Consider the following 10670-nt stretch of genomic DNA (forward strand, 5'->3'; position numbering starts at 1 on the left):
AGTTGACGGTTATGAAGCACACTCATGATGTCTCAGGGTTACAGACCGATTACTTTATTGCTAACAGGGGGCTATTCTCACGGGAGCGGTGGCAGGCCATACTGCGATGTAAGCAGGATTTTCTGCAAAATGAAGCAGAAGATCCGCGAAAACACCCGTACATGGACCAGGATGTCGCCGCCTCGTGGATCAGATCCCGTAATTGGGGGGTGAATCCTTATTCGGTAGTTACAAACTCCAATTTAAGTCCGCAAAAATTATCTGAAATTTTAAACAAGAATCATGCTCTGGTTGATGCTACCAAGAACCTGGCCCAATCATTTAAAAAAATCATTGTAGAGTGTGGCTACATTTTTTACTTATTCGACATAGACGGCGTTATATTGCTGAATGAAGGAAGTTTGGAAAGCTTTACCTCTCTGCCTGAATATGATTCCCGGACAGGTATTGTTGCCAGTGAGAATACTGAAGGTACTACAGCCCATGAACTGTGTTTCCGCCTTAAACGTCCTGTGCAGTTGCTTGGTCCGGAACATTACTGTGTGGCATTTCAGAACAGTATTGCTTCGGCGGCGCCAATCAGAAATGAAGCAGGCGAAATTCAGGCTGCTCTGGTGTTGGTTAGTCAGCCGTTACTGAATACGCCTGAAGAAGAAACCCTTAAAAAGCTGGGGCCCCATAGTATGGGTTTGCTTACTTCTATGACAATGGTTATAGAGAACCAGCTTTACCTGAAAAGGGCAAATGCTGCTTTATATATTGCCAATGAAAGGGCCGATGCATTCAACCGGCAGATGCAAATAAATCAGGATAAGGTTGCTACTGTGAATAACGTACTGACTGCGATGCTGGCGTTTATTGATGACGGCGTTGTTGTGATAGACGCTAACGGGCAAATCCTGTATATCAATCCGGCTGGTACACGTGTTCTGAAGCTTAGATCCGAAGAGGCCCATAACAGAAATATCAATGAATTCCTTGGCAACAATTCCTCTTTGATGACGTTAGCGAAAAAAGGTGAGAGTGTTACAACTGAAGAAAGGCTTTGTGTGGGGGCTGACAGAAGCTTCTATCATGTCAATATCCGACCGGTTCTAAACCAGTATACACAGGAATTAGAGGTCGCCTTGTTAAAAATTAGTGTAGCAGAAAAGGTCGCCATTCAGCAAAACAGCAGGGCCGGCAGTACGTCTACCTATACCTTTGATGATATTATCAGTGAGAATAAGGAGTTTAAAAAAAGTATGGCTTTGGCCCGGCGCTTTGCCAGTTCACCGGAAAATATTCTGGTGGTTGGGGAAAGCGGTACAGGCAAGGAACTATATGCCCAGGCAATCCACAACGTGTATTGCCCGCAAGGGCCGTTTATGGCAGTAAACTGTGCAGCTATGCCCCGGGAGTTAATCGAAAGCGAACTGTTTGGTTATGAAGGCGGCAGCTTTACCGGCGCAGAACGAAGCGGCAGAGCCGGTAAGGTTGAATTAGCTCATGGCGGCACGCTCTTTCTTGATGAAATTGGTGACATGCCGATTGAAGTGCAGGCTGTTTTACTTAGAACACTGGAAGACAAGCAAATCATGCGGGTTGGTGGCAGCCGTTCCAAGAAAGTTGACTTTAGGCTGATTGCGGCTACCAACAAAGATCTTAATAAAATGGTAAAAGAAAATCTGTTTCGCGAAGACCTTTACTTCCGCCTGTCTGTACTGACAATTAATATCCCGCCGCTGCGGGAGCGAGGCAATGATATTAAACTCCTCAGTGAATTTTTTGTGGAAAATTATTGCCGGAAACAAGGCTGGCAGATCCCAAAATTCAGTCTGGCAACGCAGAAAAAAATCAATGAATACCAATGGCCAGGTAATGTGCGGCAATTGCAAAATGCAATGATTTATGCAGTAAATACTGTCCAGGGTGATCTGATTAAACCTGAAAATCTGCCTAACTACATCATTCTGGAAACCTGCCCACTGAAAATAGGTGAATTTGCAAATAGCAAAGGTCAGGCCAGAGAGATGTTATGCCTGGACAACCTGGAGAAAGTTGCGATACAAACAGCGTTACTGCATGCCGATAATTATGTGCCTGGAGCAGCGGAGATCCTGGGTATCAGTCGCTCTACCCTATACAGAAAACTGAAAGACTATGATATTGAATATTAATACGACTGTGCCGGTGGAATAGAAGAGGCCCTTATAGTAAGGGTCTTTTTATTTTGCCCAAGGGTCATCCCTGGCTTTTTGAAAGTCCTAAAATGATATTGCTCTCCCAAATATAGACTGTTGGCTTTCCGACAGATTTCCTGGCTTTGGAACCTGTAAGCTTCCATTTGGTCATCTCAAAAAGAGAAATAGATTATTCTTGCCGTAGCCTGTAAATAACGCTGCCAGGCCTGATAATAAGCCGCTTATACGGTTATTGTACATGCTGGCATGATTATTGCTGTGTAAATTTGCATAAGGAGGTGATCTGCATGGCTGACGACAAAAACACCGGGGAAAAAGCTCCACAGTCTGAGCAGGCTGAGAAAGAGCAAACTGCTGCTAAACCTCAATTGCCGGCATCAGCACGGAAACCGGGACAGAACTATTCCACGCCCAAGCTTAACAAATAACGAGGGTATCGCCGGGCGCCTGTTATAAGGCAAGCCAGCCTGCTGTTTGGCTGCGGTATGAGCTAAAGACGCCTTTGGCCGGTTGCGGCTGATGAATGTAACAGGCGCAGATGGTCCCGGAGGGCAAGGGAAGTCACGGTGCGGACGAGAGTTGCCTGGGCGATTATGGTGATCCCATAATGGTATTGTGATCGCAAAAGAGGACTGGCCAATGCTTTAGTGTTTTTCCTGCATTGGGACGGTAATGCAAAATGTTTGGCTCCTAAAAAGAGATTGTCCTGTTTTGGCCTGGCAAAGGAAAAAGGCTGAGAAATCCAGGCAGAAAGCTACTTTGCCAAAGGATAAGCAGGCTGGCACGATTATTGCGTTAATACTGACCGGGAGGTACACGCAAACCGGATTACTGTCCGCACATTGGCTGCATACACCAATTTAGCGGCAAAGACAGACCACACGCCAGCAGACGGCTGGCCGGCTAATGCCTAACAGGGTGTGACAGGAAATAACGGACGCAGGGTTGTGCAAAACATAAGCGAGTTTTGAAAGGGTTGGTGAGATTATGAAAAAAGAATGGAAGCAACAACACGAAGACGGGAGTTATACAGTTCGGACCTGTGGCTGGTCGCCCCCGGGAGATCACCCGGTAGGCTGCGGCATGAAATTACACGTTAAAGACGGCAAGCTTGTCAAGGTCGAGGGGGACCCTGAGCATCCCATCAGCCAGGGCCGGCTGTGTGTCAGGTGTTTATCCCTGCCGGAATTCGTACATCACCCTGACCGTATCATCTATCCCATGAAACGGGCGCCGGAAGACCGCGGCAAAGACAAGTGGGAGAAAATCACCTGGGATGAAGCCTGGGATATCATTGTGGAAAAGGTAAACGGCTTTAAGCAAAATCATGGCGCCGAGTCGATTGTCGTGTTCGGCGGTACCGGCAGGGAAGCCTGCCTGTATTATTATCCGCTTGGTTTTTCGTCGCTTCAAACCCCGAATGTGTGTTATCCTCTCAGCGGCTGGTCCTGCTACGGACCTCGCTGCGCAATTACCGACTATATCCTGGGAGCAGGGTATCCGGAGATTGATTTTGCCGGCCATTATCCGGACCGTTATGATAATCCCGCCTATAAAGTACCTGAATACCTGGTGCTGTGGGGCAAGATGCCATTATGGTCAAACCCGGATGGCTTCTATGGTCACTCTATCGTTGACATGATGAAGCGGGGGACCAAGATCATCTCGGTCGACCCCAGATTGAACTGGCTTTCTTCCCGGGCCGAATACTGGATGCAGCTGCGACCGGGAACAGATACTGCGCTGGCCCTCGGCTTCCTTAATGTCATCATTAACGAAGATCTCTATGACCACAAGTTTGTTGAAGACTGGTGCTATGGTTTTGAGCAGCTCAAAGAACGCGTTCAACAATACCCGCCGGAAAAGGTTGCAGAAATTACCGGCATACCGACTGCCAAGATCATTGAATGTGCCAGAGCCATGGCTACGGCGAAACCGACTGCCATCCAGTGGGGACTGGCGGTTGACGAAAATCCGAACGGTGTTCAGCTTGGTCATGCGATCCTGTCGCTTTCCGCTATTACCGGCAACCTTGATGTGCCTGGCGGCATCACCTTAGGGCCACCTGCTGCCCTGCTGGGAAAATGGCGGGTGGAAACCCGGTCCCAGATTTCAGAAGAGCTTTGGGACAAGCGGATCGGGGCCAAGGAATGGCCGGCCCTGAGTACTGCCCTGGCGACCACTCATCCCGATGAAACCCTTGATACTCTGGAAACAGGTAAACCTTATAGGCTGAGAATGGGTTGGTTCAACAGCAGCAACTTTATTACCCCCACCAATTCAGCGGCTCCCCAAAGATGGTATGAGGCACTGAAAACTCTGGAATTCAATGTGGTACAGGATTGTTTTATGACGCCGACGGCCATGGCGTTCGCCGATGTATTCCTGCCGTTGCCGACCTTTGCCGAACATGACGGCGTAGTGCTTACTCACTTTGGCCGGAATGCTATCTTTGTCGGCGCGATGAACAAAGCGTTCTCGGTTGGTGAATGCAAGTCCGATATTGAAGTTTGTATGGAACTGGGCAAACGCCTCAACCCGGAAAACTGGCCGTGGGAAAGTGTGGAAGATTTCTTCAGTGACCAGCTCAAACCAGAGCTTGGTATTGATTTCAACGGCCTGAGAGAGGCCGGCGTATTCCAGCCTGGGTATACGTACCGGAAACACGAGCAAGGTTTGCTGCGTTATGACGGCGAGCCTGGTTTCAATACGGTAACAGGCAAGGTTGAACTTTGCTCGACGCTCTTTGAAGAGTGGGGCGAAGATCCGCTGCCTTACTACAAAGAACCGCCATACAGCCCTGTAAGTACGCCGGAGCTTGCGAAGGAATACCCATTGGTGCTTACCACCGGTGCCAGAAAAGTTACCTCGTTCCATTCTGAGCATCGCCAGATAAAAAGCTTACGCGATATTGACCCGGATCCAATTATGGAAATCAATCCGCAAACAGCTGCCAGCCTGGGGATTAAGGAAGGCGACTGGGTATATATCGAAAATCAATTCGGCAAGTGCAAGGAAAAGGCGCATTTGATGCCGGCCATTAAACCTGATGTAGTTCATGCTACTCATGGCTGGTGGTTCCCGGAAGAAGAAGCGGAAGAGCCTAGCCTGTATGGGGTGTGGAAATCGAATATCAACACACTAATCCCTCATAAGCACATTGGGAAGCTCGGTTTTGGTGCTCCGTTCAAGAGCATACTCTGCAAAGTGTATAAAGCAGAAGATTAAGATTACAAATTTGAATGGAGGGATAAGGATGTCACGTAACGGATTAATGATCGATTATGAATATTGCACAGGCTGCCACAGCTGTGAGGTTGCCTGCCGGAATGAAAAAAACATTCCTAAGGACAAATGGGGGATCAAGATGACGGAAGTGGGTCCCTGGAATGTAGAAGGCGATAAGTGGGAATGGAATTTTGTTCCTGTTCCCACTCAGCTTTGTGATTTATGTGAAGACCGGGTAGCAAAAGGGGAGAAGCCGGCTTGCGCTCTTCACTGCCTGGGTCAGTGCATGGAAGTGGGACCGGTGGAGGAACTGGCCAAGAAGATGGCAGATAAAGGCAAGAAGGTAGTAATGTTTGTGCCTTAATGCGAGAGCGCTCAGCTGTTAGTCTGAGGCGTTTATAAGCGAGATCCAGTGCCATGACTGGTCCCTGGCAGGGACCGTTGTGGCATTGTGCTTTTAATGTCTTCGCAGTGGATCTATTTAAAGGCAGCAGGCAGTGGACAAGTCCGGGCATATTCCTAATTTGATACAGGATTGCAAAACAGGAGCAGCTTACTTTTGGTGGTTTTCCTGGGATAAAACATGAATTAAGGACTTGAAAATCCTAAAAAGAGATTGTATACATACTGCCGGCAGCCGGGGAAAATCAGCTCCGGCCCTGATTATAAGCTTGTTCTTCGGTATTTTATTTATTTGGCATACTTATTGCAATATTACTTTAACGACAATCGCAGTGGCAAGCAATTGTTTATCAGAAACTCCGGGAGGTGGTTGGCAGGGCAGCAATGCCGGAAAGCAGCTGAGACGTTATTACTACATAGTTAAGGAGGTACTACATAATGTGTTTTAGACCAGCTTCATTGTCCAAGCCGACAGAGTGTCCGAATTGTAAGAAGAAAGTCTCTGCAATGGCAGGTATTAAGCAGAAGAAGTGTCCTTTTTGCGGAACCGAGTTACCCACTGACAATGCGGAAAAGAAGTAAAGTATTATTCTAATATGAGAGTTGATATAGGTAATCTTAGGTTGAATGAGGCAGGCCAATTGTAATAAGGCCTGCCTCTATACAGCATATTTTCAATACATATGGCAATATTCCACGGCAAGTGATCCATTGTTAAAAAAACAGGCAGTGCCTAGCAATGAATAGTAAAGAAAAGAGGGAGAAAAATGTCAGAACAAAAGTATAATCGTTGGCTTATCCTGGTCGCAGCGATCATAACCAACATCTGTATCGGGACTTTATATGCCTGGAGTGTCTTTTCCCTGCCCTTGGGTAAGGTATTTGGCTGGCCGGCAACGGCTATTGCCCTGGCGTTTACGATTAACCATGCTCTGAGTCCTGTTGCCATGATTGGCGGCGGTTATATCCAGGATCGCTTAGGTTCTAAAGCCAATGTTATCATCGGCGGCATTATGTTTAGTGTCGGTTTATTTATTACTGGTTTTGTATCCAGCGTGGAAATGCTCTATTTTACCTATAGCGTTCTGGCCGGAATCGGCGGCGGGGTTGTTTATGCCGGGACCTTAGGCAATACTGTCAAATTCTTTCCTGATAAGCGCGGTTTGGCTTCCGGCCTGGTTGCAGCCGGGTATGGTTCCGGGGCCACGATCGTTGCGCCGATTGCCAGTTCCATGATTATCAGTGTGGGTGTACTTACCACCTTTAAAATCCTGGGCGTTGTATTTTTTGTCGTTATTTTCCTCTGCTCATTGATTATTAAGAAGGCACCACCAGGCTTCAAACCGGAGGGATGGACGCCGCCTGTGGCTGTTACTGCTTCCCAGCCGGCAGCATCCGATCTGACCTGGACCCAGATGCTGCGGGATAAAATCTGGTGGGTGGTTCTGGTCATGCTTACCTGCGGCGCTATGTCCGGGCTGATGATCACAGCCTTCGCCTCGCCAATCGGACAGCAGATGTTTAAACTGACGCCAATGGATGCGGCCTTATTTGTCAGTCTGGTTGCTATCTCCAATGCACTGGGACGGGTAGTTTTTGGGTATATATCGGATAAAATCGGACGTTCCAGCACCATCATGGTCATGTACGTCATTTCTGCATTGGCAATGCTGAATCTGGCTTTTACTGACTCGGTAGCCGGGTTCGCCGTTTCCGGGATCGGTGTTGGCGCAGTCTTTGGCGGGTTCATGAGTACGATGCCGTCAATTATAAGTGAAAGGTATGGATTGAAGAATTTTGGGGTTAACTATGGGATTACCTTTATTGGTTTTAGTTTAGCGGCGATATTCGGCCCAATGACGGCGGCAACCGTCAGGGTATCCACCGGGAATTATGAGCAGGCCTTCTGGATTGCGTTAGGGTTGAATGTACTGGGCCTGCTGTTTGCGCTGCTATTTAGGGCACTGGATAAACGGGGCAGCCAGATCCGCGTAGTCAAAGCCGGTACTATGTAGTCGTGTAATGTAACAGCAGCCTTACTTCCTTACTTGTAGTGACATTGGTCATTGCGTACCTCAACGGGTAATCAATCACCAATGTCATATTCAATGAAAACAATTCAGCAAATCCAAATTGAAGGAGAGTTTGAATGGGGGAGCAGAAAACACCGGGCTATGGTCAGAGCGGATTGAACTGGCCGGCAGTAGCAGGGGAGAAACCAACCAGGCAGCGGGTGGTCGTGATACTCATCCTGTTGGTGACATTGTTAGTTGCGTATCTTGACAGGGTCAATATATCTGTACTGGTTGCCGACGACACCTTTCTGCAAGAGATGGGCATCCAAGGCGATGCCCTGGCAATGGGCTCGTTAATGTCAATATTTTTGTTCACATATGCCATAACTAACGCACTGTTAAGCCCGCTCGGCGATTTGTGGGGACCGCGTAAGGTAATGTCGGTAGCTATTATTTTATGGATGATTTCCTGTGTTTACGGAGGCATCGTGTCTAGCTTTACCGGCATGGTTGTGGCCCGCTGTATCCTGGGCTTGGGCGAAGGCATGCATTGGCCGATGCAGATGAAATATGTGAAAAACTGGTTTCCGCCGCAGGAGCGGGCCAGGGCAAATTCAACCTGGCTTATTGGTTTGACAGCCGGACCGGCGTTAGCCATGCCTTTCATGGTATGGATTATCGGGGAATGGGGCTGGCGGTCCAGCTTTTTTGCCCTGGCCGCTCTGGGCCTGATTCCGCTTGTATTAATCTGGTTTTTCACTACCGACAGTCCGCGCGAAAGCAAGCGGATTAATCACCTGGAACTGGAGCATATTGAGTACGGCTTACGAACCGAAGCCGAAGCCCTGGCAACAAGGGCTGTGGCTGATTCAAATTCGGACAGGGAGAACTGGAAAGGATTTTTGCTCAACTTCGACTACTGGCTATGTGTTGTTTTTTATGTTTTCAGTACTTCCGCCTGGTGGGGGCTTGCAACCTGGATTCCATCATATCTCAAACAGGCAATGGGTTTTTCGTGGAAGAGTATGGGTTTCTGGGCTAATGCACCCTATGCCGCCGGTATTGTTGCTCTGATCATTGCCGGCTATGTAACAGATAAGATTGAGCGGAAAGCGACTTTCGGTATCCTGCATATGCTGGGGGCCGCAGTGGGGATTTATTTTGCCGCTCATGCTACCGGGCAGGTAGAGGCTGCGCTGTGGCTGATTCTGGCTGTATCCTCCCTGCTTATCGGACAGCCTGGTCATTGGGCCATTATCCAAAAGGTTGTACCGGCCAAGGCCCTGGGGGCCGGCAGTGGTTTTGAGAGCTGTCTGGGAAGCCTGGGGGGAGCCATTACGCCAATGATTGTCGGCTATTTCATCAATGTGACCGGCAGCTATATGGGCGGGCTGATGTGTTTGGTAGTATTCTGCCTGATCGGCGCGGTAGCCATGATTACGCTCTGGGTTAGAAAAGTATGAGCAGGTAGTTTGCCTTGGCAGCCAGACATGACGGTAGATCCGGACAGTAGTTCTATGGTAAGGGGGAGATTATCCTGACAGCCAAAGTATATTTTGCCAGGCTGGCAGATGGTGACGATGCGCAGGCCCAGGTGCAGGCAATGCACCGCCTTTACATGGCAGCCAATGCCGCAGCGATCATCGCCGGTAATGATTTCGTGGCTATTAAACTGCATGTGGGGGAAGGGGAGAATAATACCCGCGTCAGGCCTGAACTGATACGGGCATTAGTGGATAAGGTCAAAGCAGCGAACGGAGTCCCCTTTTTGACGGAAACCTCAACCTTGTACAAGGGTGAGCGGCATAATGCGGTTAACCATCTTCTGCAGGCCCATCGCCAGGGTTTTGGTATTGAGCAGGTCGGCGCCCCTTTTCTGATGGCCGACGGCTTGCTGGGTAATACCGAATATGAGGTGCCTATCCCCGGGGAGCTGCATAAAACAGTACATGTTGCCAGAGAGCTGATGGGGGTTGATGCGCTGTTCGTGGTCTCTCATGCCACGGGGTGCATTTCCACAGGGTTAGGGGCCTGTATTAAAAACCTTGGCATGGGTTTAGCAAGCCGTAAGGGGAAAAGGCGGCAGCATTCGGCCATACTGCCGGCCATAAAGCCGAGCCTGTGTACCGGTTGCCAAAAATGCAGGCAGTGGTGCCCTGCTGACGCTATTATTGAACAGGCTGGCAAGGTGTATATTGCCGCCAATCGCTGTATTGGCTGCGGCGAATGTATTGCTGTCTGCCGGTTCGATGCCGTTACCTATGATTTTACTGCCGATGAGGGTTTTCTTCAGAAAAGTATGGCTGAACACGCCTGGGGAGCAGTGATTAATAAGCCGGGAAAATGTTTTTATGTTAATGTCTTGCTAAATATGACGAAACACTGCGACTGTCTTGTCAAACAACCGGCTGGCAAATTAATACCTGATCTGGGGATTCTTGCCGCCTGTGACCCTGTGGCTATTGATAAAGCAACACAGGATCTGACGAAAACTGCTTACGGACATACTTTAGGTCAGCTGGCATTTCCTGAACGCAACGCTGCCATTCAGATTGAACATGCGGCCCAAATTGGTATGGGATCACTGGAATACGAATTAATTGAGGTGTTTTGACAAGTTTGCAGCAGCGGCTTGCCTGCCGCCCCTGGCGCAGTGCAAGCCGCTGTTTTTTACCCTGAAAAAATTATGCAGCTAAATACCAGGGCTAAGAACAGGGAAAAATCCTCGACTTTGGCCGGGCTCTGAAAGAACGGGCATAAAGCCGGGTCTCTCATTACTAAACTCTGATGATATATGGAATTGATAATTTTAAAATGAGACAAAAAACGTAATGTTTTTCTC

The 10670-nt window shown here is 48.6% G+C and carries 7 protein-coding genes; all 7 read left to right on the forward strand.

The features are described from left to right. The first annotated feature begins 11 nt into the window (after positions 1-11). The 7 genes from VN379_RS12270 to VN379_RS12300 all read left to right on the forward strand — a co-directional run bounded on the left by VN379_RS12270 (position 12) and on the right by VN379_RS12300 (position 10442). Positions 12-2159 carry a sigma-54 interaction domain-containing protein gene (locus VN379_RS12270; protein WP_325534231.1) on the forward strand — a complete coding sequence of 716 codons (2148 nt, stop codon included), beginning with the start codon at positions 12-14 and terminating at the stop codon, positions 2157-2159. Between the two features lie 311 nt (positions 2160-2470). Continuing rightward, positions 2471-2611, forward strand: coding sequence for a hypothetical protein (locus VN379_RS12275; RefSeq protein WP_325534219.1), 141 nt, complete (start codon positions 2471-2473; stop codon positions 2609-2611). 559 nt (positions 2612-3170) lie between these two features. After that, positions 3171-5411, forward strand: a complete 2241-nt coding sequence (locus VN379_RS12280) for a molybdopterin-dependent oxidoreductase (protein ID WP_325534221.1) — start codon at positions 3171-3173, stop codon at positions 5409-5411. Between the two features lie 28 nt (positions 5412-5439). After that, complete coding sequence (locus VN379_RS12285; protein ID WP_325534223.1) at positions 5440-5775, forward strand: hypothetical protein; 336 nt, start codon at positions 5440-5442, stop codon at positions 5773-5775. Between the two features lie 805 nt (positions 5776-6580). Next, complete coding sequence (locus VN379_RS12290) at positions 6581-7828, forward strand: L-lactate MFS transporter (RefSeq protein ID WP_325534225.1); 1248 nt, start codon at positions 6581-6583, stop codon at positions 7826-7828. 134 nt (positions 7829-7962) lie between these two features. Next, positions 7963-9291: an MFS transporter gene (locus VN379_RS12295; protein WP_325534227.1), complete on the forward strand. Its 1329-nt coding sequence runs from the start codon at positions 7963-7965 to the stop codon at positions 9289-9291. Positions 9292-9431: 140 nt separating this feature from the next. Beyond that, positions 9432-10442 carry a DUF362 domain-containing protein gene (locus VN379_RS12300; RefSeq protein WP_325534229.1) on the forward strand — a complete coding sequence of 337 codons (1011 nt, stop codon included), beginning with the start codon at positions 9432-9434 and terminating at the stop codon, positions 10440-10442. Positions 10443-10670: the final 228 nt, after the last annotated feature.

Origin of the sequence: Sporomusa sp. (assembly GCF_035561255.1) — a bacterium.
Lineage (GTDB): Bacteria > Bacillota > Negativicutes > Sporomusales > Sporomusaceae > Sporomusa.